27 protein-coding genes and 1 pseudogene are annotated in these 26646 nt (G+C 37.9%); 15 read left to right on the top strand and 13 right to left on the bottom strand.

The window, feature by feature from the left end; all coding sequences use genetic code 11:
- The first annotated feature begins 302 nt into the window (after positions 1 to 302).
- Entirely contained in the window at positions 303 to 1127 is an 825-nt protein-coding gene (locus MT391_RS00555; RefSeq protein ID WP_499496583.1) for a Cof-type HAD-IIB family hydrolase, read from the top strand.
- Between the two features lie 306 nt (positions 1128 to 1433).
- On the opposite strand, the gene MT391_RS00550 is transcribed toward MT391_RS00555, so the two are convergent.
- Positions 1434 to 2843: an amidohydrolase gene (locus MT391_RS00550; protein ID WP_499496582.1), complete on the bottom strand. Its 1410-nt coding sequence runs from the start codon at positions 2841 to 2843 to the stop codon at positions 1434 to 1436.
- Between the two features lie 405 nt (positions 2844 to 3248).
- Positions 3249 to 3836, bottom strand: a complete 588-nt coding sequence (locus MT391_RS00545) for a uracil-DNA glycosylase family protein (protein ID WP_499496581.1) — start codon at positions 3834 to 3836, stop codon at positions 3249 to 3251.
- Between the two features lie 276 nt (positions 3837 to 4112).
- Here MT391_RS00545 and MT391_RS00540 point away from each other — a divergent pair, with 276 nt between their 5' ends.
- Positions 4113 to 4436 carry a hypothetical protein gene (locus tag MT391_RS00540; RefSeq protein ID WP_166371298.1) on the top strand — a complete coding sequence of 108 codons (324 nt, stop codon included), beginning with the start codon at positions 4113 to 4115 and terminating at the stop codon, positions 4434 to 4436.
- Between the two features lie 221 nt (positions 4437 to 4657).
- On the opposite strand, the gene MT391_RS00535 is transcribed toward MT391_RS00540, so the two are convergent.
- From MT391_RS00535 to MT391_RS00515, 5 genes and pseudogenes are all read right to left on the bottom strand, one after another.
- Positions 4658 to 5038: a VOC family protein gene (locus tag MT391_RS00535; protein WP_166371296.1), complete on the bottom strand. Its 381-nt coding sequence runs from the start codon at positions 5036 to 5038 to the stop codon at positions 4658 to 4660.
- Between the two features lie 206 nt (positions 5039 to 5244).
- A pseudogene (locus tag MT391_RS00530) lies at positions 5245 to 5373 on the bottom strand (IS982 family transposase); the annotation flags it as partial.
- Between the two features lie 512 nt (positions 5374 to 5885).
- The gene (locus tag MT391_RS00525) at positions 5886 to 6521 is read right to left on the bottom strand and encodes a DsbA family oxidoreductase (RefSeq protein ID WP_499496580.1); all 636 of its coding nucleotides are present in this window, start codon (positions 6519 to 6521) and stop codon (positions 5886 to 5888) included.
- Between the two features lie 113 nt (positions 6522 to 6634).
- Positions 6635 to 7489 carry a hypothetical protein gene (locus MT391_RS00520; protein WP_499439687.1) on the bottom strand — a complete coding sequence of 285 codons (855 nt, stop codon included), beginning with the start codon at positions 7487 to 7489 and terminating at the stop codon, positions 6635 to 6637.
- Between the two features lie 145 nt (positions 7490 to 7634).
- Positions 7635 to 8492, bottom strand: a complete 858-nt coding sequence (locus tag MT391_RS00515) for an SMP-30/gluconolactonase/LRE family protein (protein ID WP_499496579.1) — start codon at positions 8490 to 8492, stop codon at positions 7635 to 7637.
- A gap of 220 nt (positions 8493 to 8712) precedes the next feature.
- Between MT391_RS00515 and MT391_RS00510 the strand changes: the two genes are divergently transcribed.
- The 4 genes from MT391_RS00510 (at position 8713) to MT391_RS00495 (ending at position 12271) form a co-directional block, all read left to right on the top strand.
- Complete coding sequence (locus MT391_RS00510; RefSeq protein ID WP_499496578.1) at positions 8713 to 9690, top strand: alpha/beta fold hydrolase; 978 nt, start codon at positions 8713 to 8715, stop codon at positions 9688 to 9690.
- Positions 9691 to 9733: 43 nt separating this feature from the next.
- Entirely contained in the window at positions 9734 to 10393 is a 660-nt protein-coding gene (locus MT391_RS00505) for a nitroreductase family protein (RefSeq protein WP_499496577.1), read from the top strand.
- Between the two features lie 95 nt (positions 10394 to 10488).
- Positions 10489 to 11436, top strand: a complete 948-nt coding sequence (locus MT391_RS00500; RefSeq protein ID WP_299662385.1) for a LysR family transcriptional regulator — start codon at positions 10489 to 10491, stop codon at positions 11434 to 11436.
- A gap of 226 nt (positions 11437 to 11662) precedes the next feature.
- Complete coding sequence (locus tag MT391_RS00495; protein ID WP_499496576.1) at positions 11663 to 12271, top strand: copper homeostasis protein CutC; 609 nt, start codon at positions 11663 to 11665, stop codon at positions 12269 to 12271.
- 381 nt (positions 12272 to 12652) lie between these two features.
- On the opposite strand, the gene MT391_RS00490 is transcribed toward MT391_RS00495, so the two are convergent.
- Both MT391_RS00490 and MT391_RS00485 read right to left on the bottom strand, forming a co-directional pair.
- The gene (locus MT391_RS00490) at positions 12653 to 14434 is read right to left on the bottom strand and encodes a TRAP transporter permease (protein ID WP_499496693.1); all 1782 of its coding nucleotides are present in this window, start codon (positions 14432 to 14434) and stop codon (positions 12653 to 12655) included.
- A 76-nt stretch (positions 14435 to 14510) separates the two neighbouring features.
- Positions 14511 to 15470, bottom strand: a complete 960-nt coding sequence (locus MT391_RS00485) for a TAXI family TRAP transporter solute-binding subunit (RefSeq protein ID WP_166371277.1) — start codon at positions 15468 to 15470, stop codon at positions 14511 to 14513.
- Positions 15471 to 16043: 573 nt separating this feature from the next.
- Between MT391_RS00485 and iscR the strand changes: the two genes are divergently transcribed.
- From iscR to MT391_RS00445, 8 genes are all read left to right on the top strand, one after another.
- The gene (iscR, locus tag MT391_RS00480) at positions 16044 to 16493 is read left to right on the top strand and encodes a Fe-S cluster assembly transcriptional regulator IscR (RefSeq protein WP_166371275.1); all 450 of its coding nucleotides are present in this window, start codon (positions 16044 to 16046) and stop codon (positions 16491 to 16493) included.
- 71 nt (positions 16494 to 16564) lie between these two features.
- A complete protein-coding gene (gene sufB, locus MT391_RS00475; RefSeq protein ID WP_166371273.1) occupies positions 16565 to 18007 on the top strand; it encodes a Fe-S cluster assembly protein SufB in 1443 nt (480 codons plus the stop codon).
- A 12-nt stretch (positions 18008 to 18019) separates the two neighbouring features.
- The gene (gene sufC, locus MT391_RS00470; protein ID WP_499439697.1) at positions 18020 to 18805 is read left to right on the top strand and encodes a Fe-S cluster assembly ATPase SufC; all 786 of its coding nucleotides are present in this window, start codon (positions 18020 to 18022) and stop codon (positions 18803 to 18805) included.
- Between the two features lie 3 nt (positions 18806 to 18808).
- Positions 18809 to 20071: a Fe-S cluster assembly protein SufD gene (gene sufD, locus MT391_RS00465; RefSeq protein ID WP_499439698.1), complete on the top strand. Its 1263-nt coding sequence runs from the start codon at positions 18809 to 18811 to the stop codon at positions 20069 to 20071.
- Positions 20071 to 21288 (top strand): aminotransferase class V-fold PLP-dependent enzyme, encoded by a 1218-nt coding sequence (locus MT391_RS00460; RefSeq protein ID WP_299662403.1) that lies wholly within the window; start codon positions 20071 to 20073, stop codon positions 21286 to 21288. Before sufD ends, MT391_RS00460 begins: the two co-directional genes overlap by 1 nt.
- A 9-nt stretch (positions 21289 to 21297) precedes the next feature.
- The gene (locus MT391_RS00455) at positions 21298 to 21648 is read left to right on the top strand and encodes a HesB/IscA family protein (protein WP_166371265.1); all 351 of its coding nucleotides are present in this window, start codon (positions 21298 to 21300) and stop codon (positions 21646 to 21648) included.
- A gap of 3 nt (positions 21649 to 21651) precedes the next feature.
- Entirely contained in the window at positions 21652 to 22185 is a 534-nt protein-coding gene (gene sufT, locus MT391_RS00450; RefSeq protein ID WP_166371263.1) for a putative Fe-S cluster assembly protein SufT, read from the top strand.
- Between the two features lie 127 nt (positions 22186 to 22312).
- Positions 22313 to 22723 (top strand): SufE family protein, encoded by a 411-nt coding sequence (locus tag MT391_RS00445; protein WP_166371261.1) that lies wholly within the window; start codon positions 22313 to 22315, stop codon positions 22721 to 22723.
- Between the two features lie 180 nt (positions 22724 to 22903).
- Here the strand turns inward: MT391_RS00445 and MT391_RS00440 are convergent, their stop codons facing one another.
- From MT391_RS00440 to MT391_RS00430, 3 genes are all read right to left on the bottom strand, one after another.
- Entirely contained in the window at positions 22904 to 23131 is a 228-nt protein-coding gene (locus tag MT391_RS00440) for a HipA N-terminal domain-containing protein (protein WP_499439703.1), read from the bottom strand.
- Positions 23132 to 23140: 9 nt separating this feature from the next.
- On the bottom strand, positions 23141 to 23431 hold the full coding sequence (locus MT391_RS00435) for a helix-turn-helix transcriptional regulator (RefSeq protein ID WP_499439705.1): 291 nt from the start codon (positions 23429 to 23431) through the stop codon (positions 23141 to 23143).
- A gap of 652 nt (positions 23432 to 24083) precedes the next feature.
- Positions 24084 to 25010, bottom strand: coding sequence for a DMT family transporter (locus tag MT391_RS00430; protein WP_166371259.1), 927 nt, complete (start codon positions 25008 to 25010; stop codon positions 24084 to 24086).
- Between the two features lie 84 nt (positions 25011 to 25094).
- Here MT391_RS00430 and MT391_RS00425 point away from each other — a divergent pair, with 84 nt between their 5' ends.
- Positions 25095 to 25985 carry a LysR family transcriptional regulator gene (locus MT391_RS00425; protein ID WP_166371257.1) on the top strand — a complete coding sequence of 297 codons (891 nt, stop codon included), beginning with the start codon at positions 25095 to 25097 and terminating at the stop codon, positions 25983 to 25985.
- Between the two features lie 193 nt (positions 25986 to 26178).
- Here MT391_RS00425 and MT391_RS00420 read toward each other — a convergent pair whose 3' ends face one another.
- On the bottom strand, positions 26179 to 26355 hold the full coding sequence (locus MT391_RS00420; RefSeq protein ID WP_166371255.1) for a hypothetical protein: 177 nt from the start codon (positions 26353 to 26355) through the stop codon (positions 26179 to 26181).
- Positions 26356 to 26646: the final 291 nt, after the last annotated feature.

Below are 26646 nucleotides of genomic sequence, written 5' to 3'. Positions count from 1 at the left end.
GATGCTCAACTAGTTATTCTCTTTTCTATCATCGATTGAATAAATTGAGTGATGGGCGTTTTTAAAAGGAATTTATTATTCAGTACAATAGCTGGCTAAAAATCAAACCAAGAAGTAATACTTTATTTAGGATGAGACCAAAAACGCGATCTAGATGATTTTTAACAGAGCATGAAACGTCACTTTCTAAATTGTTTCTTTTAATAATAGTCACATGGTTTTTATCCATTTGCTAAAGCATAACTAAAAATCATATAATCATTCTATTATCAATCCCTTACAAAATATGCGAGCATTCATCAATGGCACAACATAATATTAAATTCATTGCTACCGATATGGATGGCACTTTGTTAGATAAAGATGGTCGTTTACCGCCTGATTTTTTTGATGTATTCCAACAATTAGAACAAAGAGATATTATGTTTGCAGCTGCTTCTGGGCGCCAATATTATAGCTTATTACAAACCTTTTCTGCGGTTAAAGACCGTATCATGTTTATCGCGGAAAATGGCACCTTAGTCATGCATCAAGGCAAAGAACTCTACAGTTGTACTATTGATAACGACTCAATTCATCGTATTATCAAAGAGGCTCGATTAATTGAAGGGGCGCATATTGTTTTATGCGGCAAACAGTCCGCATACGTTGAAACACAAGCACCTAAAGCACTCGAAGAAATAAAAAAATACTACCATCGTTGTGATTATGTAAAAGATTTACTCGAAGTTGAAGATGAGTTTATTAAGGTGGCTATTTGCCATTTTGATGGCTCGCAAGAATTTATATATCCGTCAATTAATGCAAAATTCGATGTCGACCACAAAGTAGTGGTAAGCGCCAAGATTTGGCTTGATGTGATGAATATAAATGCTTCAAAAGGCGATGCCATCAAATATTTACAAGACAAATTAAAATTTAGTTTCGAACAAACAATGAGTTTTGGTGATTACTTTAACGATATCGAAATGTTACAAGCAAGCTTTCATTCTTATGCAGTAGAAAATGCACATGAAAAAGTAAAAACATATGCCCGTTTTAGTGCGCCGAGTAATCTTGAGTATGGTGTGATGAAAGTAATCAGAGATCATCTTGATCTTGTCGATTTATCAGATCCGATTGATTAAAATTTCGGTAAAATACCATTATGTGGCTCTTTAAGCTTTACTGTTCCTAAATTAATGTTTGGCTGTAAAACTAATCCATTGCACATATACCTAGCGTTTTATTAGATTGTACTTTTTGCTCATCACTAAGCACTTTTAAACTAGAAATGAGTCCTTGGGCTTATAAACTAAAATGATTAAAAGTTGAGGTGTAATGGTTTGATCGTAAATCACAAGAGGAATTGGATAGTAAAACTACAGGTATGCCTCTGTTCTAGATAAATAGAACGGGCAAACTGGATAATTTAGCCCGTTATTTCTCACTTTTTATTGCACAATTTCCCCACTTTCGATAATAGTTTTTCTAACAATATCGGTAAATTTCAATGCTTCTTCACGAATTTTATTTTCATCTACTGTCAAAATCTTTTTATCTTCCATGAGTAATTTTCCGTCAACGATAGCATGACGGACATTGGTCGGATAAGCAGAGTAGACTAAAGCTGAATATGGGTTGTACATGGGAACCATGTTCACCGCTTTAGTATCGATAACAATGATATCAGCAAGTTTGCCTACTTCTAATGATCCTATCTTATCTTCCATATGTAAGGCTCTGGCCGCACCCATGGTGGACATATCAATCACTTTCACTGGCGGCATTGCTGCGCGATCGTGATTAACTAACTTGTGTACTTTTGCTACTTGTCCAAATTCTGCAATGGTACTTAAGTTGTTACCTGACATTGGCCCATCAGTTCCTAAGCCAATGCGAACTCCTTGATCATACATTTTGAGTGCCGGTGAGACACCTTTTGCTGATTTTATATTTGCACTCATGTTATGTGCAACGCCCATATCGCTTGCTTTAACCAAAGCGATATCTTTGTCGTCAACTAAGATCATATGTGCACCAACAAGTTGACTATTTAATGCACCGATATCATGCATATATTGAACAGGACTTTTACCTCCGCTGATTTCTGCAATTTTTTCTTCTTCGCGTGCGGATTCTGCTAAATGAATCAATACTGGCACACCTTTTTCTTCGGATAATTTTGCAACTTGTTGCAATACTTCTGTTGTATTAGTGTAAGGAGCATGTGGTGCAAATGCAGGTGTGATACGAGGATGATCTTTATATTCGTCGATAAATTTAAGCGCATAAGCAATGCCTTCCTGTGCATTTTTTGCATCCGCCACAGGGAATTTTATGACTGTTTCACCTAATACTGCACGCATACCGATTTTATCAACGGTTTTTGCCACTTCATCTTCAAAATAGTACATATCTGCATAAGTGGTTACACCGCCCTTTAGCATCTCTACGTTACCCAAGTTAGCTCCGATACGGACCATATCACGAGAAACCAGTTTTGATTCGAGCGGGAAGATATAACGGTGTAAGCGATCTGGAACATCATCGGCAAGTGAACGGAAGACGGTCATTGAAACATGTGTATGCGTATTAATAAGCCCTGGCATAACGATGTCGCCAGCAACATTCATTATTTTATCTGCTTGGTATTGTTCTGCTAAATTTTTATCGCCGACAGCAATAATTTTATTATCTTTAATGGCAACAGTGCCTGATTCATAAATAGTTTTTTCTGCATTCATAGTCAGTACAGTTGCATCGGTGATCAGTATGTCAATATTTTCTACTGCAAAAGCTGAAGTAGAGAATAAAGATGTCGTCGTTAATGCAGCTGCGATTAAATTTTTTTTAAAACCCATAGGAGATCCCTTTTTTGAAAAATAAAGTGCCGATGCGGTAAAGCAAGATGTAACTAATATGAATAGAACGCAGTTGATTTATAATCAAATATTAAAATAAAAGCAGTAGATTAGCTATTGATTTAATGTAAATACAAGACACTTGAGGGAGCAATTTCTATTGGTAACTTTTGATAGTAGTTATTATAGTCAGGCATAAGTTATTTCCCCTTTTCTTTAGAACGAGCAAAGAAGATACAACACAGTAGTTACTGTCAAACCTACACACCCCCAGCTTAGGTAGAGGTTTAGCAATGTTTAATTAAGTTACCAGTATCTAATCAGCCCTAGATTCGCATAATAAGAAAAATATAATAGCTTTAAATAGGAAATAACTTTCTCAAGACCAAACAAACCATTAAAAATTTATGATAACAGTATTTTATCTACTCTACTTTTTAGCACAGTCAAAACTTCTGCTTCAAACCATGGATTCTTTTTTAACCAGATATTATTGCGCGGACTTGGGTGTGGAAGAGGCATAACATGTTCCCCATAAGCAGCCCAGTTTCTGACTGTTTCAGTAAGGTTTTTTTCTCTATTTTTTAAATGCCATGTCAAAGCATATTGCCCGATGACAAGCGTAAGTTGAATCTCAGGCATCGCTTCCAATAATTGATTGCGCCATGTCTTCGCACATATTGGTGGTGGAGGTAGATCACCTGATTTCCCTTTTCCTGGGTAACAAAACGCCATAGGTAATATTGCAATTTTTTGTGAGTTATAAAAAGTTTCTTTATCAATCCCCATCCATTCTCTTAAACGATCCCCACTCGGGTCATCAAATGGAATACCTGTTGCATGAACCTTTGAGCCAGGCGCTTGCCCTGCTATAAGAATTTTTGCGTGCTTATTAACTTGCAAAACAGGGCGAACACCGTCTTTTAAAATAGGTTCACAAATTTTGCAAGAACGAACCTCTGTTAATAATTGATTGAAAGACCTTGTTTTCATAGTTTCCTAGATTTGTTTAATAACTGTAATTTATTCGATTAGATGGTTATCAATCACTACAGATCTATTAATAAAATATAATTTACCTTATTTTTATATTTATATTTTATAAATGATATGCTGCTTAGTGATTATGATTGCGTCTTTTTTGTGAATTAAATTTATGAATTGTGGTGATCTAAATTGGGATTATAAATAAAACGTTATGTGATGAAGCATTATGTACATATAACAAATTTATTAAATGTAATAATCTACAATAATGAGGAAAACAAAATGATTCAAGGTCAACTTTACAGTGGTCAAATAACCAAAACAATAGCTATTTCAGATATAAATCAAGGTAGAGATATTAATCTGAATTTACATCATAGTGATAGTGGCGGTTCTATAAAGGTTTACGTACTAGGTGCTGATGAAGCAACCTTTAAAGTTAAACATGTTTTGACGGTTGTTCCAGGAGGAACAGATGTGTCTTTAAATTTCACGGCTAATTATAACTACATTCAATTGGAAGCAGTTGATGGGGAGCAAGGCGCTAGCGAGCATGAACGCCCTTCAGTTAGATATGATCTCGACAAACAGACTCTTCCTGTATAACTGCGTTTTGATACGTACTCCAGCAAGCACCTGTCTTAATGATGGGTGTTTTATAACGAAGTATTAGAATAGCTTATTTTAAGCCTACTTAGTTTTATGAAACAACCACCATAACTTCCTAAAATCAATTCCACTATTTACTGTCATAAGTCGAGCTCTCGTCCTAGTGCAACACTCAGATAATGTGTCGGTTGTGAAACACCTCCCCCTATTTTAGGTTGCTATTCATCTATATTCTCTTTTAAAAAAATCGCCTCTAAGCCTACACCAGATGGTGTTTTAAAAAAAACTTGGGTCATATCTCTTTCAGCAGAATATTTAATAGAGTATTCCGTTGAAAGTATTTTTAAAGTTTTTATTAGTTTATTAAGACCACTAAGTCGAAAGGCAATATGATCTAAGTAACCTTGCTTTTCATTTCTATAATGCTCATTACTTTCAATCAAATGAATGAGTACTTTATCTTTATAATATAACCAGTAGCCATTTTGGGATAATTTAGGTCTCCACCCTTCAACTAAATCAAAAACTTCACACAGAAATTTTTTATCTTCTGTCAGTATTTTTGCTGGTGCACTGATATTAAAATGATCGATATGCATAAGTCCCCTAACGAGGCTGTAGAATTTATTCATTCTCAGCCCGAATTTTATTTATAAAAATACAGTATTTTATATTTACCCGAAATTCAAATAGATTATTGAATTTTCAATAAATTATTGATTAAATTCAATAGTTGTAAAAGTATTTACTAGGCTTAATAATCTGATACTTTTTTAGCTTTTTAGCTTTTTAGCTTTTTAGCTTTTTAGCTTTTTAGCTTTTTTAAACAATATACGACTAAACCTGATATAAAATTGAGCATTAAATCATTTAAATTTCTATGCCTACAGAGCTCAATTTGAGAAATATTTTTAAGCTGGTCATTGAACGTTTTGTTATGGGTGGCTAATTGATTTCAACCACTACTTTGAAATACATTAACAACATTTATTATCTCTTGGTATGGCCAAAACCAAGCTAAAAATACTAAGGAAAATATGCCCAAATTTCGACTTACAGAAGTAAAAATAAATGACTAGAATAATGCTTTCTTACGGAAATTTCGGTGCGTCACCTCATTTAGATTGGAATATAACAAAATACAGTTGGATAGCTAAATTACCCATCTCAACTATCTGAACCTAATAGATTTTGGTAAAAACTTAGATCAAACTGTTATGTTACGGTTCTTAGATGACAAGGCATGAAAACGCTCAATAATAAACAGTATTGCCCTTTCTAATACGAAAGGAGGTAGGAAACAGCCAAAGGTTTTTTTTATTATTCTATTTTTATTGAAATGGATCCTCAATCTTTGCTCGTCAGTCGTACTGCCGCAGTACGACTGAATATTAATACCTTATTGTCAGAGTTCTAGTTTTATTAATTCCCTCATAATCTTGAAGATTAAGATTGCTCACTCGCTTGCTGTAGAATTGCTTTTAATGCATCTACCTTGTGTAAACCGTACACTGGTATATTGCCATTGATCAGATAAAATGGAATACCGTTTATCCCTTTTGTCATCGCCTCTGTAATGTCTGAATGAGCCGCATTGAGGTATGTTTTTTCTTCAAATGCTTTTGCGAGTTTATACGCATCCAAACCAATCTCGCCAGCAAGATCTAATAACGTTTGTTTATCGCCGATATCCTTGCCTTCTTCAAAGGTAGCTTGATATATACGCTCAATCATCAGCTCTTTTTTACCTTCTGCATCAGCAAATTTAGTGGCCTGATGTGCAAGAATAGTATTATTGATAGTTTGAGCAGCCAGGTTCAACTGTAAACCAAAACCAGCGGCCATTTGAGTGTGTTGTTCGTTATGGGCTTTGCCCCATTCGTATGATTTACCGTATCTTTTTGCCACAAGATCATTGAGATCTTCGCCAGCGTGACAAGCTTCATTTGGCTCCAGCTGAAAACTCTTATGTACAATTTCTATCTCTTCATTCAATGCAAGTCCGTCAAGCGCTTGATCAAGGCTGGCTTGTCCCATGTAACAGTAAGGACAGGTATAATCTGCCCACATTTCAATTTTCATCGTATTTTTCCTTTTGAGCACATAAAGTGCGCATAATTAGTTTAAAAGTATTTCGAGTTGCTGGCTCTATTGCCCGTTGGGCTGATAAAAAACAATAGCCTATTTGCTTTGTATTACTTGGCACCAAAATAGGTAATGTCATAAATAGCTTCTTTACGTTCACCTGTTGGGGATACATGATCAAAAACGGTCATACTATTTCGGTTAACGACGATATGGTCGCTCTCTGCCCCTTTTTCCCATGAGATAAAGTAGATACCATCCGCAATCTTAGTGGCTGCGGTAAAAACATCTTTTATATCCTGATTATTTTTACTGACGTAGGTGCGATCACCATCTACTTCGATTTCTATCACGCCATCAGGCGTATCATATTTTATAGAAAGCCCTGTTAGCTCCTTTCTGCCCGCTATATCTTCAGGGAAATTCGATATTTTGGCTGTGAAGGCAAACGGTGGTAGATTCTTCTCAGCGATGTTTTTCTTTAATATTTTGCCAATATCTTTAATAGGGGTAAGTTGTGAATGTGGGAAAACACTTTCCGGGCTGTTTATATTGTAAACATCACCGTGAATCTGCCACAAAGCATCTTTTACTTGGGACTCCGACAAGTGAGCATTTACCCTCATAGTGTTATAATTATGAACGACATTGTCTCCGCTACTCCCTGTAGACCAGGAAAAGAAATAAATATTGTCAGCAACCTTTGATATCTGTGGCACAACCTCAGTAGCAACGCCCTGAAAGTATCCTTTTTGACCAAGCCATTTGATTTTATTGTTATAAATAGCTAGGTTAAAATCATCAAAACCATCGTAACCGTAATTGATCACGGCGCCTCTTAATGACTCATAACCAGAGCCGGAAATACTCTTTTCTGGCGTATAGCTAGTCAGCTTATTGGTATCAATAGCTGAGCATGCTGACAATACGAATAGACTTACTGCGATTGTTAATACTCTCTTCATTTTTCAGTTCCTTTTCCTAGAATTTTTATTATTTCTGTCGGCTTTAGGAATCGTTACACAATAACTTGCGCTAAATTGTTTCCAAAAAGTCCCAAATGACTGACTATTTTGAAAACAAAACCGCAAGTAATTTTGAAGCCGATCCTTAATCGTTGATGATCTTGTAAGCAGCCACTTTGCTCTTTAGTAAGAATGGAACAAACAGCGTATCAGTACTGTCATCAACACTAATATCCGCAGTACTAATATCTAACGTGCCTAACAGCGTTCGTTCTTTGTCTGTGATCTGATAAATTTCACCCGCAGGGAAGTGACTGACAACCAGTGAATTATTCAATTCAGTTAGACCATCCAAACCACCAAGTCTGTAGCTTGAATTGATCATTTGTAGCGATTTGTCAGCGATATTAATTTTATAAATTGAGCCATACTCTTCAGGCTCAAATTGCTGAGCTAACTTACTCGCCATATTGGCGACAACAAGTGTATTACCTTGTGCCAACAAGCCGTTTGGATGTGGGAGGTTTGTATCTTCCAACCAAACAACTAATTCATTATTGATCAGGGTGTAGATTTTTCCTGCCGCGATATCTCCAACAAATACTTGTCCTTTATCAGTAATCGTCAGGTCATTAAGCATGACAGCACCATTAGCCTTTATGCTTTTAGTCATATTTCCGGTTTCGGTGTTAATGATATGGACCTGATTTCTATCTACAACATAGAGAACACTGCCAAACATGCCCATACCGGTTGGCATGCCTAATCCATCAACCCATTTCAATTTTTCGATAACCCCCCCTTTAGAAAGCTTGCTGATAAAACCAGGTTCATTACCGTTTACATTAGAAACATAGATCCATTGATGTTCAGGTGAAACATAAATAGATTCTGGTTGCGAAAACCCTGTTAGTTCCCATTGTGGTGCTAATGAGGCGGCTTGAGTCGCGCTGACAAACAATAAAGACAGACCGATAAAGGCCGATGCAATGGTAGATTTCAATGTTGTTAACTCCGTCAGTGTAAATACTTAATCAAGGTGGTCGATTGCATTGGATTATCGCGCGACTCGAAGCAATGATATAGAGGCATATAGTCAATTTATTATTGATTATTAAGAAATAATAAAGTGGTTATATAGTGATATTGTTCGTTTTGTGGTTTATTAGTCAACTAATTCAGCGGTTAGTCCGATGAACGTTTTACCCTTTTAGGAGGAATACATGTCTGTAGAAGCATTAAAAAAACTTGCTGCTAAACCTTCACAACCAATCAGCTATCAAGTAGAACCAGATCCAATAATCAACAACGCGGATGTGACCAATCAAAAGCAACGTCCTTTTATAGTCGATAAAGAAGAATATCCGTTTAAGAGCCACTGGTATGAACGTAATGGTGCATCGATGCATTACGTCGATGAAGGTGAAGGCATTCCCATTGTGCTCACGCACGGCAACCCTGATTGGTCTTTTTTAAATCGCAATATAATCAAAGACATGTCAAAGGAAGCTCGAGTAGTTGCCTATGATTTACCCGGGTTTGGCTTTTCAGATACCCCTTCTGATTTCGGTTTTACGCCACAAGAGCATTCACAGTGGATTGAATCTCTGATTTTTGAACATCTTAAGTTAGACAAATTCATCATGGTTGTTCAGGACTGGGGTGGACCGACCGGACTAAACGTGGCAACTAATCATCCGGATAACGTACTTGGTGTGGTGATATCTAATACCTGGGCATGGGAAGTGGATGGTGGTATTGAAGCGTTTTCCATGTTGTTCAGAACACCGAAGATGGAACAGCGAGTACTGGACGAGAACTTCTTTGTGACTAAACTAATGCTGGCAAATATCAATGAAGAATCCCGCAGTAATAAAGCCATCGTTGATGCTTACACCATGGCATTCCCGACACCAGAGTCAAGAAGAGCAACCGCTATTTTTCCTCAGCAGATAACCCTTGCGGGAGCATGGCTGGAGAAAATTGAAGCAAGGCTAACAACACTTGCGAATAAACCAGTAGAATTTATTTTTGGGCAAAAGGACTTCAATCATGGCACGCCTGAAGCCATTGCAAAATGGCGCTCTCACTTTCCCAATGCTGGCGTACAACTTGTACCTGACGCCTGCCATTTTGTTCAGGAAGATAGCCCAGAGAGCTTTAGTATTGCACTCAGAAAAATGCTAAAAAATGTAATTTAGGAATTGTTTCACAATCCTTAAATAATTAACGAAAGAGAAACCTATGACTCACTCGATTATAAAAGACTTAAGCAATCGCTATACAACAAAAAAATACGATGCCAGCAAACGTATTTCAGAGGAAAATATTGAAATAATTAAAGAAGCTATTCGATTGTCGGCTTCATCGATTAATTCACAGCCCTGGAAATTTATTTTAATAGAAAGTGATGAAGCAAAAAATCGTCTCGACGCTACCTTTGCTAATAAGTATCAGCCTAATCGTCACCATGCTAAAGAAGCATCGCATATTATCCTTTTTGCACATAATCCAAATTACCAGAAAGAGGATTACAAAAAAGTGCTGAATATCAATGTTGCATTAGGTCGCTTAAAAGAAGAAAAGTATGATGCGTCTTTAAATGGCGGGTTTCATTTTGCAGACCTTCTCAGAGACGAACATGGATCTAACGAGAGCTGGACTAAAGCACAAACTTATATAGCGCTGGGTAATGCACTACATGTTATGGCTCGATTAGGTATTGATTCAACGCCGATGGAAGGTATTGATTCAGAACTCATCAGTGAGTTTTTTGCACATGAATTAAACGGCTACGTCTGCCACGTTGCCTTAGCAATGGGCTATCATTCAGATGCTGAAGATTTCAATTACGGACTGCCAAAATCTCGACTTGCTACCGAAGATGTTTTCACCGTCGTTTAGTTTACTTAGGCGCATTCGATTTAAGTTACTTATCGCTTTCAATACATTAGAATTGAGTTTCAGATTCATTTTTTTAATTAACTAGCGGATATAATATGGATATAGCGACTCGCCTTGACCTGTTCCTAGATATTGTTTATCAGGGTTCCTTTGCTAAAGCCGCTGAGCTCAGGCACATGGATCGAGCGGTCGTCACTAAGCAATTTAAAATACTGGAAGAAACACTAGGCGTCAGGTTGCTCAACCGCACTACTCGTTCTTTATCCCTAACGGATGCCGGACGAGAGATTCTGGAGCAAGCCAAGGTTATCCGCAATGAGATCAATAAAACTCAACACTTGGCGGAGACTTTTCATACTGAACCCAGGGGATTATTACGGATAACCAGCTACGTTTCTTTTGGTCATCCATATCTACAGAACGCCATCAATATTTTTATGAAAAAATACCCAGAAACCTATATCGAGCTTTCATTAGACGATAGACTGACGGATATTATAGGTGAAAAATTCGATATTGCTTTTCGCTTGAACTCCCCCAAAGACTCAACCAATATAGCGAAGAAACTAGCGCCAACTAAGTTGGTTATTCTCGCCTCAGAAAACTTTATTCAAGAGCACGGTAATCCTCAAACGCTTAAAGAGCTTGTATCCTTACCTGCGATTACCTACTCAAATAGCTCTTTTACTTTTGACAAACTGGAAATGGCAGCTTCAGGTCAGAGTAAAATGGAGAAGTACAGCATAAACGGAAGATTTAAAGCAAACAGCGTGGATTCGCTTATTAGTGCCACACAGGCAGGATTGGGCTATTCAATTGCCGATTTGTCTGTGCTTAAGTCAAACCTTAAAGACCTCGGACTCGTTCCTATACTGCAAAACTACCGGTTTCCAAGTGATTTTGGTGCGTTATATGCAGTTTACCCGCACAGAAATCAAACGCCACTGGTCAAAAAATTTATCGAAACAGTACAAGATGTGATTGGTACACCTCCAGTGTGGGAAGACTATGTAGAGAATTATTCTTCTATGTATGTTGAGTGAGGCGAAATAGCCCCCAAGCGTCTTAAACACTTATAAAGATATGCCCCAAATAATTCAGCCACAACATAGCAAAGATGAACCGTAATTTATCTTATTAACCTATTAACTTATTAACCCCTAGATTCATATAATAAGTGCAATGTCTTAGATTGGATGGTCAACTGTTATAGTTCGCCATTTTCTCGTCAAAGGAAATTGCTAATAAATTTTTTAAAAGGAGTAGAACATGGTCAAAGAGTGTTGTGTAGGAAGTTACATGGAGGCTAAACAAGCTTATGAAAATGGAGCTGATAGGATAGAGCTATGTGATAACTTGTTAGAAGGAGGAACAACACCAAGTTATGGGACAATAAAAAATGCTGTTTCTAACATATCAATACCTATTAATGTGATTATAAGGCCTAGAGGCGGTAACTTTATATACTCAGATGAAGAAATTGAAATAATGTTAGATGATATAAAAATATGTAAAGATCTGAAGGTGAACGGGATCGTATATGGGGTATTAAATAATGAAAATAAAATAGATGTGGAAAAATTAAAAATAATAATGGCGGCAGCAAGCGATCTGAAACAAACATTTCATATGGCATTTGATGAGATAGAAAACAAGAAAGAAGCGATAGATCTTTTAGTCTCATTAAAGGTAGATAGCATACTTACCAAAGGAGGGAAAAATAGCGCTTTAGAGAACCTACAATGTTTACAAAAACTAGTTGCCTATGCACAAGATAAAATCATCATCATTCCGGGTGGTGGTGTAAATAAAGATAACTTAGTGCACGTTATAAAAGAGACAGGTGCAAAGGAAGTGCATGGAAGTAAAATAGTATAAGCATAATTGCCACAAGCCTATTTTAAGCTAGTGTAGTTGCTAACCAACTAATGCAAGAGCTCAAAACATGCCAAAAAAGTCCATTGTCTTAGTGCCGGAGTTCTTCCCGCTATCCTAGAATAAAACAGCAACAGGCTTATGTAGATTTGTTACCCATTGCAAGTTCGAAAGCCAAGTAGAAAGCTAAGCCGTAAATGCCTCCATTACGACTTATAAAGCTAATTATCTATACACACTGTTATGCTAGTTTGCGGTAATTTTCGAGCTTAAATATTATTACCAGTTGAATCACTTTTGAGTTCATAACACTTCAGATTAATTATACTAATACTTCTAAATACTGACCAAATTTACAGTTCTATTACAAAGTAAAACTGTTTACTAAAACTGACCAAAGCCAAATGCAAAAATAACAACAAAACCTGCAACAAGTGCTATGGCTGGCTGCCAGTAATTTTTAGATTGGCCTGTTACTGCGTAACTCACAAGCCATAAACCACTACCAATCTTTACAGCTGCAAGCAGAGCCATTACCGGATTGGCAATGAGCTGAATTAAAGCAGGATTAGCAACCAGGGCAAGAGGCACAATATAAAGTCCAACCCCAATACGCATCGCTCTGTTGGCAACAGAGAGCCACGGAGCACCACACATACCTGCTGCAATAAACACAGTTCCACACACTGGCGGAGTTATTGTTGAAAGTAAAGCATACCAAAAAACAAAAAGGTGAGCATAAAGAGCGGGAAGACCAAGTTGCTCAAGAGCAGGCCCTGCAACAGATATACAAATAGCATAGGCAGCTGTTGTAGGTACTTCCATTCCAAGTATCAAACAGGCAATAGCGGTAAGACAAAGAGCAATATAAAGATTACCACCAGAAAACCCTAAAATAGCAGAAGTAACCTTTATTCCAAGGCCTGTCATATTAAGTACACCAATAATAACACCAGCACAAATCACAATAGCAGCTACTGTACTCATCTGCTTAGCAGCACCAAGAAATGCCTGTTCTAAACGAGCAAGAATCGCAGGAAGCTTCGAAACTCCTTTTCTATCTGCGATAAGCATAATCGCAGTCATTATAGTCGCAACAGCCGCGCCATACTGAGCGGTATAGTCAGTACAAAAAAGCATGAGTAAGAGCACACCAAAAGGCAAAATGAAGAATATAGCCAGGCGCCCTACCTCACCCCAACGTGGCAACTCTTCTTCAGAAAGACCTTTTAGATTATTACGCTTTGCAAAGTGATCTACACTTACCCAAACACAAAAGAAAAAGAGCAGTGCTGGCAAAATCGCAGCGGCCATAACCTCGCTATAATTAATACGAAGTAGCTCTACCATCATGAAAGCGCCGGCGCCCATAAGAGGAGGCATAATTTGCCCACCCGTAGATGCCACGGCCTCAACTGCTCCTGCAAAAGATGCGGGGTACCCAAGTCGTTTCATCGTTGGCATAGTAAACGCGCCAGTTGATGCAACATTTGCTGAAGCTGACCCCGAAATTGAACCAAAAAATGCCGAAGCTAAAACAGAAACCTTTGCTGGTCCTGCTCTATGTTTACCTGCAATACGAGTTGCAAGGCTCATAAAAGCATTACCCCCTTCTCCAGCACTGACAAACGCACCAAGAATAATAAATACAGCAATCACATTAAGCGATATACCAGTAAGTGGTCCCCAAACTCCACCTTCGGTAAGTACTAATGTTCCCCAAAAGGCATCTGCAGGAATACCAGGGTGACCAAATTCACCGGGTAAATATTGCCCGAAAACACCGTAACTAAGAGCAATGAGCGCGACTAGCGGAAGCGATAGCTTTACGTGGCGACGAGCCATTTCAAGAACAATAAGAACAAGAGCAACACTCCAAACATACTGATCAGTTGTTTCAAGTGAACCATATTGATCCATTAAATCAACACGATTAAAAGCAACCCACATACAGATACCAATACCTGTAGAGGCAAGTATCCAGCCTGTTATATTCTGAAATGTGCTTTTTTGTCCAACCAAAAATACCCACGGCAAAGCAAGCGCCAAGTGGATAGGACGTGTAACAAGATTTGGCAGAAGACCAGCAAACACAAGCCAGAGGTGAAAGAAGACGGAGCTTACCGCTAAAGTGAGTAAGATCGAACGGGAGATTTTTTGTTTCATAGACATCGTACTACAACCTAAAAAGGGGAAAAGCTTCTCAACCTTCCCCTGCAAATAACTTTATTTCTGAAGAAAACTACTGAACTGCAACCAAGTGGGCAGGGAGAGTGATACCTTCTTCTTTATAATAACGGATTGCGCCTGGATGAAGTGGTCCTGCAAGCTCACCTAAAAGATCAACTGTTACAGATCCCCACCATGGAGCAACTTTAGCCATACGTTTTTTAGCATCCCAAAAAGCCTTGGTCAGCTGATATGCAGTCTCTTCATCAAGACTCTTCATGGTGTAAGCGCCAACAGGAAGAGAAATTGTTTGGGTATCAGTATCAACGCCAGGATAGGTTCCTGCAGGAATTGTAATTGGAGTCCCTTTAACTTTACCGTAATCTTCTTCAGAAAGACTAAGGAGCTGGATTGGCGTAGAAGACGCGGCCTCAAGCACATTTGGTGCGGGGAAAGATGAAGAAGTCGCAAAACCTTGAACCTGTCGATTCTTAAGTGCAGAGACAGCGCCACTCACTTCAACATCAATCGCATTAACCTTACCTTCAAGGCCAAGAACTTTGAAAAGTTCGATAGTTTGACGAGCCGAAAAGTTACCACGACCTACAATAAAATCTTTACCATCAAGTTCTTGAAAGTTTGCAATTTTAGAGTCTTCTCGAACAACCCAGTGCATTACAAGCGATGGAATTGGATATAAAGCACGGATATCTTGATACGCTTGCTTAGCCTTTTTAAATGGCTTTACACCACCTCGCGCTTTAACGATAAGAGATGGAGGAGTGGTAAATACATAGTTTGCACGATTTTTACCCGCTTCTTTTACGTTTTGTACAGAACCTTGGCTCTCCTCAACGGTGAGGATCATATTACTATCTGAGGCATACTTCACACCCTCTGCAACCTGAACGGCCATTTGATAATATGAAGTGGTTGATTTGGCACTTTTATATGTTACACGGGTCTCAGCGATGGCAGTATTGGCCATGGAAAGACTTAAGGTAGCGATAACAACTAGGGCTCGTTTTAACATGTATTCTCTCTCTTTTTCTAAAGCTTACGCGCTTATTACAAAGGATTTTCTGATTTAACTAAGCGACTATAAAAGATCAAACAGGGATCGGCTAGCGAAAAACACAATTGTTCTATGTTTATGAGGTACGAAGTTCTTTTCACCGTTTTATGGACGCCAACGCCAGTCAAAGACTTTACTTTCAACAGGAGCAAGTGTTGTGGTTGAATTAGCTAGACACTTCAATAAAGGATTATAACCCCACCATTGTAGTGTTTTGGGTAATTTATTTGGGCCCCTATTCAAAATTGTGGCTAATATTAGTTGGGCACTACCCCCCTAAATCTTGTAATAAATGAAATATTCATAATTATTTACAAGGTCTATTCATCAAGTGCATTAGTAACCATAATTTAATACTCCCTCTGTCATTAGTGACACTTGATACGCAAACTAATTATTCATAAATTCAATTTGTAATACTCTTTTGTATGAAAACAAATACCCCATGAAAACAGTCAAGTAAATACTTGACTAATTTAGTCAACTTTCTATATCATGCCCTCCTTAAAGAATAACTTTATCGGAGCTCTTATGCGTTTAACAACAAAAGGCCGTTATGCAGTAACTGCAATGCTTGATCTTGCATTAAACCCTAAACAAGGGCCAATGTCTTTAGCCGAAATTTCGAGTCGACAAGGTATCTCTTTATCTTATCTTGAGCAGTTATTCTCTAAACTTCGCAGGAAGTCTTTAGTGAAAAGTGTAAGAGGGCCTGGTGGTGGTTATCAATTAGGCCGAGCAAGTGAAGAGATTTTTGTTGCGCAAATAATGGATGCTGTTAATGAAGTAATTGATGCAACTGGATGTAAAAAAACAGCAAACTGTCAAAATGGTATTACTTGCCTAACCCATTATTTATGGTGTGACTTAAGCGATCAGATCCATGAATTTTTGAGTCAAATCAGTTTAGGTGATTTAATGGACCAAAATAACGTGCAACAAGATATAGACGAAAAGTTATTAAAAATATTGAAGTTTTAATTGATACACATATTAAATACAATATACACGACTACTAGTGTCGTTCCCCCCTATTTAAAAGTGAGTTTTATATGACAGTGCAAGTAGAAATTAATGAAGCACTAGGAAGAGAATACGAAGCTGGTTTTATTTCTGATATTGAATCAGAAACGTTTGAACCGGGTTTGGATGAAAGTGTTATCGAGCGCATTTCTAAAATGAAAAATGAACCAGAATGGATGCTGGAATGGCGTTTAGGTGCATTTAGAGAATGGTTAAAAATGGAAGAACCAGATTGGGCACTGGTTGATTACCCTAAAATTGATTTCCAAGCGATTGCCTACTATTCCGCGCCTAAAAGTATGAAGGACAAACCTAAATCTTTAGATGAGGTTGATCCTGAATTAATACGTACTTATGAAAAACTAGGTATCCCGCTTATAGAGCAACAAATGTTAGCGGGTATTGCGGTTGATGCTGTATTCGACTCTGTTTCTGTTGTGACTACTTTTCGTGAAAAGTTATATGAAGCAGGTGTTATTTTCTGTCCTATATCAGAGGCGATTGTTGAATACCCAGAACTTGTGAAAAAATATCTTGGTAGTGTTGTTGGTCGTAAAGATAACTACTACTCAGCATTAAACTGTGCTGTTTTTACTGATGGTTCTTTTGTGTATATTCCTAAAGGTGTACGCTGCCCAATGGAATTATCAACTTACTTCCGTATCAATGAACAGAACACAGGTCAGTTTGAACGTACTCTCATTATTGCTGATGAAGGCAGCCATGTTAGTTACCTTGAAGGTTGTACTGCACCACAACGTGATGAAAACCAATTACATGCAGCCGTTGTTGAATTAATTGCAATGGATAACGCTGAGATTAAATACTCAACAGTACAAAATTGGTATCCGGGTGATGAAAATGGCAAAGGCGGTATTTACAACTTCGTGACTAAACGTGGTATATGCCATACCAGTGCAAAAATATCTTGGACACAAGTTGAAACTGGTTCAGCTGTTACTTGGAAATATCCGAGTTGTATTTTAAAAGGTGATAACAGTGTTGGAGAGTTTTACTCTGTTGCACTTACTCGTGGCCGCCAACAAGCCGATACCGGCACTAAAATGATTCACATAGGCAAAAATACCAAGTCTACGATCATTACCAAAGGTATTTCTGCTGGTCGCAGTAACAATAGTTATCGAGGCCTCGTTAAAATGATGGCGAGTGCTGATGGTGCGCGTAACTTCACTGAATGTGATTCATTATTAATTGGTGACAAATGTGGTGCACATACTTTCCCTTATATAGAAAGTCGCAACCCTTCTGCCATTGTTGAACATGAAGCAACCACATCAAAAGTAAGTGACGAACAACTGTTCTTATGTCGTCAACGCGGACTTGATCCTGAAAAAGCGGTTTCTATGATTGTGAACGGTTTCTGTAAAGAAGTATTTAAAGAGCTGCCAATGGAATTTGCCGTTGAAGCAAGTAAATTATTAGAAATTAGCCTTGAAGGCTCTGTAGGTTAAGGAATTATTAAAATGTCGAACACTAAAAGTTTATTAACAATAAAAGATTTATATGCGGGTATAGAAGAAAAACAAATCATTAAAGGTTTTAATTTAGATATTAAGCCAGGTGAAGTTCACGCAATTATGGGCCCGAACGGCGCTGGAAAAAGTACGATGGGTTATGTCCTATCGGGTCGTGACGGTTATGAAGTTGAAAGTGGCAGTGTAACATTCAACGGTCAAAATTTACTTGAAATGGAAATAGAAGAACGTGCCAATGCAGGCCTATTTTTAGCTTTCCAATACCCTGTAGAAATCCCAGGTGTTAGTAATTTAGAATTTTTAAAAGCATCTGTTGATGCAGTACGTGCAGCAAACGGAGAAGAAGCAATAAGCTCTTCTGAGTTATTGAAGCAAGCAAAAGCGGCTTGTAAGCAAGTTGATTTACCATTGGCCTTTTTAAAGCGTGGTGTAAACGAAGGTTTTTCTGGTGGTGAAAAGAAACGTAATGAATTAATGCAGATGTTATTGCTGAAACCAAAACTATGTATTCTTGATGAGACCGATTCAGGATTAGATATTGATGCTTTGCAATTAGTAGCTAAAGGTGTAAATAGCCAGCGTTCAGAAGATCGTAGTTTTATCATTGTTACCCATTACCAACGTTTACTTGATTATATTAAGCCTGATTTTGTACATGTTCTAGCCGATGGAAAAATAGTAAAAAGTGGTGATGCTTCCCTTGCTCTAGAGTTAGAATCTCAAGGTTATGCCTGGTTAGAGAATGGTAATGTTGAAGCTAAGATTGAGGAGTAACTCATGAGCGAATGGTTAGAAAGTGCCATCAGTAGAGGGCACCAAATAGATGATTGGCTGGCTCCTAAACGGATTCAGGCCATTGACTTATTATCAACAACACCATGGCCAACACGTAAAACAGAAGCATGGCGTTATACGTCGCTACGTGCGATTCAAAACTCAAAAGCAAAAAACATTGAGACAAGTGCTAATTTATTACCACAAAATATTACTGATTTATCAGCAATAGAATTAGTGTTTATAAATGGACAATGGGATAAAACACAATTACCTGATGTTTTACCAAAAGGTCTATCAATTTCTCTAGGCTCTGATTTAAATAAAGAACAGCAATCGCAAGCTTTAGCTAACTTTTCAGACATCAAACCTAAACGTCACTTATTTGGTTTAGTGAATGATGCACTAGCGCAAGATGTAGTGATTGTGAACGTTGAAGATGGATTTAATATTAAGCAGCCACTACGCATTAGTTCGCTATTGAGTTTAGGTGCTGAATCTCATACACGTGTACAAGTGACATTAGGAAAAGAATCTCACTTAGCCGTTATTGAAGACGTACAAGCTGAAGGTGATAGCCTATGTACTGCATTTGTTGAATATCAAGTATCTGCAAAAGCACATTTAGATCATTATCGTTTCGCGCTTCAAACGGGCAGTAATGTCGCGGTTGGTGGTTGTCATTTCAATTTGTTAGATCATTCTTCAATGCACAGTACGATTGTTGCTTTTGGTAGTGATTTATCACGTTTAGATACCGATATTATTCATTCTGGTCAGTTCGTTGATGCAAAATTAAATGCTATTTACCTGCTTGATGGTAATGAATTATTTGATCTTCACGCAACGGTTGAACATGCAGTACCAAACGGTACAACAGAAGAAAATGTACGTTGTATCGTTGCAGGTCGTGCTAAAGCGGTATTTAATGGGCGAATTCATATACACCGCGACGCGCAAAAAACATTAGCTGAATTAAACAATCGTAATTTATTGATGTCAAAGACAGCTGAAATTAATACTAAACCTGAATTAGAAATTTATGCGGATGATGTTCGTTGTGCACATGGTGCAACTTCAGCTCAAGTAGATGATAAGGCGTTGTATTATTTACAAACTCGTGGCATTGATCGCGCTAAAGCAAATGTCATGTTAAATTTTGGTTTTATTAATGAACTGATTGATTTAATGCCAAACGCAGTATTATCAGAATGGATACGCCCTATTATCCGTCAACGATTTTCTGAAATGGAAGTGAGAGTTTAATGAGTTTTGATGTAGACGCGATTCGAGAACAATTTCCAATTTTAAAACGCATTGTAAATGGAAAACCTTTAATCTATCTAGACAATGCAGCAACCACACAAAAACCACAATGTGTGATTGATGCATTAGTTGATTATTATTCAAATAGTAATTCAAATGTTCATCGTGGCGCACATTTTCTTGCAGATGAAGCAACACAACACTTTGAACACGCACGCGATACTATCCAGAAATTTATTAACGCACCTAAACGCGAAGAAGTTATTTGGACAACCGGAACGACAGAAAGCATCAATATTGTTGCCAATGGTTTGAGCACCTTGTTATCTGCGGATGATGAAGTGATAGCAACTGAAATGGATCATCATGCTAACCTCGTTACTTGGCAAGAGGCATGTAGAAAATCAGGTGCAACATTAAAGATAATTCCAGTGACAGATGCAGGTGAATTAGATCAAGATGCGTTCGATAGTTTACTATCAGAGAAAACCAAGTTTGTTGCTTTTCCACATGTTTCAAATGCACTAGGTACCATTAACCCTGTTAAGTCTATGACGGCTAAAGCAAAGCGTTTTAATGCTTGGGTCTTAGTGGATGGCGCACAAGGCGCAGCACATGGTTGGGCTGATGTACAAGAAATTGGCTGTGATTTTTATGTATTTTCCGGACATAAAGTTTATGGCCCAATGGGAACAGGCATACTGTGGGGCCGCTCTTCTCTTCTTGAAAACTGGCCTGTATGGCGCACCGGTGGAGAAATGATTTCTACCGTTACGCTTCAAGAGTCAACATGGAACGTACTGCCTTATCGCTTTGAAGCAGGAACGCCAAATGTAGGTGCTGCCATCGCGCTTGGTAAAGCGGTTGAGTGGTTTACTAATTTAGATCATAAAGCCGTTATAAAACATGAAATGGCCTTATTAGCCTACGCGACAAAACTAGCCAACGAGTTTGAAGGCTTAACTATTATAGGTAATGCCGAGCATAAAATATCCGTGTTAAGTTTTGTTCTCGATGTTGGCCACCCTGCTGATATAGGTTTTTTATTAGATAAACAAGGGATTGCTATTCGTACTGGCGATCATTGTGCACAACCCTTAATGGCAAGGTTTAATGTGCCAGGGACAGCCCGTGTTTCCTTTGCTCTCTATAATACATTCGACGAAATTGATGCATTATTTACCGCACTAAAAAAAGTAAAAGTAATGTTATCTTAGGAGTTTTAAATGACAGTATCAGTATTCGACCCTAGTGCAATCGTCTCTTTAACAGATTCGGCACAAAAATATTTTTCTGAAAAAGTGGCAAAAAAACCAGATCACTTCATTCGCTTAAGTACTAAAGTGAGTGGCTGTACTGGATTCGCCTACGTATTAGATATCACTGATAGCCCTTTAGAAAATGACACTATTGTTAACTTTGATAATATCAATTTTGCAGTCGCTTCTGAATCGATGGCGATGCTTTCAGGCATTGAAATTGACTTAGTCAAAGAAGGTGTTAATCAGGTAGTTAAATATAATAATCCAAATGTTGCAGCTGAATGTGGCTGTGGCGAAAGCTTTAATGTGAGTTAAGTAATGCAACAAAAAATGGTAGTAACACAGCGTGCTTGTGCTGCACGTAGAGTCCCAACAGGCGAACCTTCAATTATCCCTGAAGGTGAGTTTATTTCAATTAATCAGAGTCTTGGTGGTAATTATACGGTTACATGGATGGGCAACATGTTGCGTATAGATGGTACCGATGCGTCCGCTATTGGCCAGAAGTCAGAAGTATTAGATTTTGAAGACCACGGTAGAGGCGACATTGATGATAGCCAAGTATGGCAAGCATTAGATGGTATTTATGATCCAGAGATCCCGATCAGCTTAGTATCATTAGGTTTAATCTATAAAGTCACTGTAGATCAAGAAAATAAAAAGGTATTAATCGACATGACGTTAACTGCACCAGGATGTGGTATGGGTCCAGTCCTAGTCAGCGATGTTAAATATCGTGTTGCTAAAGTACCTAATGTAGAAACAGTTGAAGTTGAGCTACTGTTTGATCCTCCTTGGTCAAGAGAAATGATGAGTGAAGAAGCACAATTAGAATCAGGGCTTTTCTTCTAATCACTTTCGTCAATTCAGATAATAAAATATAATACAAAATCGTATTTAACTATGCTATTTCGCTAGTTCATTAGTTAGACTAGTTAATTAAATGCGATTTTTATCTATACAGCACATAAGGGATACAATGTTATTACCAACTACTGAAGAAATCATTGACGACTTATCATTCTTTGACGACTGGGAAGAAAAATATAAATATATTATCGATTTAGGAAAATTACTCCCCGCTTTTGATGATAAATGGCATACGGCAGAGCGGCTTGTAAAAGGTTGCCAGAGTAATGTTTGGATTCAACCCGATGTTGACGGTAAATTACTTATTTTTTCAGTAGATAGCGATGCAATTATAGTAAGAGGTCTACTTGGGATAGTGCTTGCAGCTTTCAATAATAAAACAGCAAGCGAAATAATTGAATTTGATATCAACGCTTATTTTGAAGCCTTAGATCTTGAAAAACACCTGAGCCCTACACGTGGTAATGGTTTACGCTCTATCGTTGATCGTATTAAAAATATCGCTCAAGCGTCACTTTAATTAAACCACTAAAATAATTTATTACGACAACTTCTAGTCGTTATCATTAATAGTTAAGAGCTTGAAACCTTCACTAGGCCTCAAGCTCTTTTTTATCGTTACCTTTCACAAGCCCTAACGTTACTGCGCTGTTGATTTAGTTTTTGTACTACATTCATACTGTGTTGATAATACAACGATTTAAGCCTCATCTTCCAAGCTGAAATATAGAAACGCTAATACTGTTAAATCATTACTGCCATAATGTTTTGCGGTTGCTTTCTCAATAGCTAAACGTAACCCACCTTCTGGCATATTCATCTGAAAGAATGGATGTAATCCTTCGTATGTATAGGTTTCTAATCGTATAGGCATAGTAAGGGATAATGCAGTTTTTGCATTTAAGTCATACGAATAATTGTGGACCACATTTTCTTTCTACAGCCTGCCTACTCTCTTGTCATGAGTGTATACATCAACGTTAGAATTATTAGTCTCTTTCAATTGGTCTAAAGTAGGTAAGCCTGAATCTGTTACCATTAACGATTTATTAAATAGATTAAGGATACGCTCTATTTTCCTTAATCCTACATCATCGTAATCCCCACGCTCAATTTTGCCAATAGTTGTCCTATTAAGCCCTGCATAATCGGCTAATAACTGTTGGCTCCATTTTCGTTTTTTTCTTTCAGATAAAATAGTTTCAGATATTTTAAGTAATGAATTCACATGTCGCACCTAATTTTTGTTCACTATAGTCACCTAAATAAAACAAAGAATCAATAATGGTGATTAAGATCACCATGAAAAGGATTTTTATTCAAAATATCTGGACGAACTTATTAGGAAAAATAAATTTCCATAAAAATAGGCCATTAATTAAGTCATTCGAGTTAGTTAGATAGTTACCTAGTGACGTAAGTATGCATAAAAAATCAGAAAATAAGGCATTTTATAAAGTTAATACTTTATCAAGAGTATTCGTACAAAATAAGTGCATGTCTGGGTAACAGTATTAACTATATTTATAGGCAACTCATATTATATTAGGGTGACAATGAATTAAGACCAGAGGTATTAGCAACTATTTATGAGTAAGATTGCTCAGTTTAGTCTTTGTAGTTGAGTTACCCGGACACTTCAATAAAAAATTATAAACTCATCATTGAAGTGTTGTGGATAATTGATTTCGGGCAATGGCGGTCCACTTTAAAATACATTAACGGTTAACAACATTTATTATCTTGTGATGTGCGCATAATTGGGCTAGAAATGCTAAGGATAAAATGTTTCATATACGCCTCAGAAACTAAAATAAGCAGTCAATATTATTTAGCTAAAGCTGGATATCTCAACTTTTAGAGTTTTTCTTAGTTCACTATTAACGTCGATTTGTCAAAATAACTCCCATGATCACCAGCGCACCACCGAGTAACATCGAAGAGGAAATCTGCTCATTTAATATTAAAGCCCCGAGCAACACACCAAATAAAGGGACAAAGTTAGTAAAAACGGAGGTTTGCGCGGCACCAATTGTTTTTATTCCTTGGTAATACCAAATAAAAGGAATGACGGTCCCAAATACCGCCAAATAACCAATAGCGGCACCAATTTGCCAATTTAACTCAGGCAGTACCTGCACGTTTGGGTTGAAAAACCATACCATTAACAACAATATCAATCCCCAAATAGCAGCATAAGTCGTTGATGCTAATGGTGATAAACCAAGCAGTGCTTTTCGCCCCACAACGGTATAGATAGCCCAACTGAGTACTGCGCACAGCATTGACAATTCTCCACGTCCAAAAGTCTGACTAATATTTTGGATCACGGTCAGTAGATGACCATTACTGATCACGGTCAGTGCACCTAATACTGCCACAAAAATCCCAAGTAACTTCTGAAATGAAAATTTTTCTCGGTATAAGAGGGAAACCAGTAACGCAGTAGCGATAGGATTAAACGCAACAAATAGAGCCGTACGGGAAGCAGGCATTTCAGAGAGCGCAGTAAAAAAACATAAATTATAGGTAAATATGCCAGTAAGACCGAGAGCGAAAGTGATAGCAACCTGTCTGAGTGATAGTGTTGGTAGCCGACCTTCAAATTTTATAGTGAGTAAAATGAGTATAAATACCGCCAGCCCAAAACGGCCTATCGCCGACATTAACGGTGAAAGCGACTCCGCAAGTAAGCGTCCGGCGATAAAAGTCCCCCCCCACAGTAAGGCGACTAAGATAAGTTTGAAATAGGTTGGCCAGATGGAGGATAAAGCCAAGTCGTTAGATGTATTGTTAATTGGTTGCATGATGTCGCTCGATATAAAAAGGTAACTTGATATGTGATATAGTATTTCACTAATGTTAAATCATAGTAAAATGAGCAATAGATCATGACGTTTAGCCAACTTGAAATATTTGTAGTCGTTGCAGAGCTGTGTGGATTTACCTTGGCAGCCCAACAGTTAGGTATCAGTCAGTCAGCTGTTTCGCACGCGCTGAAAAAACTCGAAGAGGATTTAGGGGTAAGCCTTATCGAGCGTAATAAGTCACAAGCAGAACTGACTGTTGCTGGCGTTCGATTACTTCCCCGCGCTCGAGAAATACTGGGATTGTCTGAGACCATACGCCAAGAGTCGGCAGATATTAAGGGATTGCAACTAGGGAGCCTTCGTATTGGCTCTTTCGGTCCAACTTCCTCCTTGCGCTTACTCCCTATGATCCTAGATGGTTACCGTAAGCAATTTCCCAATATTGAGGTGCGAATTGATGAAGGAAATGACCAACAGGTCGTACAATGGTTACAAGAGCGCCGTGTCGATGTTGGCTTTGTGGTGCTTCCTGATGAGCGTTTTGATACCTTTGCATTGATTGAAGATCAAATGGTTGCCCTTATTCCTAAATCACATTCATTGGCGGATAAAGATAAAATTCTACTTAAGGATTTATCCCGTGTTCCTTTTATTCTTACGGAAGCCGGATCAGCGCAACTCATTTCAAAGCTATTTGCAGCCGAGGATCTTATCCCTGACATTCGCTATAGAACTACACAACTGATGACTACAATTGCATTGGTTGCAAAAGGCGAAGGCGTTGCCCTCGTTGCTGAATTAGCACTCCCACAAGCTTTGCAAACCGATGGCTATGTGGTTCGACACCTATCGCCGCAGTACAAGCGAACAATTGGTTTAGCACTGCACAGTACCCGACAAGCCTCTCCTGCCACACAGGCATTTATCAAAATGGCAGTACAAATATTAAAAAAGAGAAACCGGTCGAATTAAAAGAGGAATAGGACGACTGCCTGTTTTATAAGCTACTAATTGCAAGACGGTTACTTTGAGATTGGAGGCTCAGAAACTGGACAATTGTTTTCATCCAGCTATTTGAGGGATGTTGTTAACTTATCGACTAGAGATGAATAAAGTCAGTAATTTCAGGTTTAAAGTGAATTTCGGATGCTACTAACTGAATCGATTAATAGAAAGAACGATAACTGAGTGCTGGATAATGTTTAGCTTGCATTAAATGACGACCAAAATGAAACAGATTACGTGAGAAACTGTTGCAACTTAAAAGCCGTTCAGGTTGACCAGTTATTTCAATTCGCTCATCTACTTTTCTTGCCACCAGTAGTTCGATGTTAAAGCTCACATCCGTTACTTTTATACTCACTAGTTGAGTGTTTAACACTTGGTATTAATACATTTTAGCTGCTGAATAACTTGTCAATTTCACTGTCAGTTCTGTAACACTTTTATTCCTTGTCCCTTTAAAAATAGCTTAAAGAGCCTCATAGTAGCTTATTTGTCTTTTCGTTTCTGAACTAAAATATCTATTTCATCTTCAATTTAATCTACCGTTCGTCAGACATAATTTAAATACAGTTTTAACTTTTATAAAGACCACATCGTGATACCAAGTATCATCGAGTCGGTCGCAATT

It is taken from the genome of Vibrio sp. 1-Bac 57 (genome assembly GCF_037546855.1).
Taxonomy (GTDB): Bacteria; Pseudomonadota; Gammaproteobacteria; order Enterobacterales; family Psychromonadaceae; genus Psychromonas.
The sequence above is the reverse complement of the archived record's forward strand: the minus strand, read 5'-3'. Positions and strand labels throughout refer to the sequence as shown.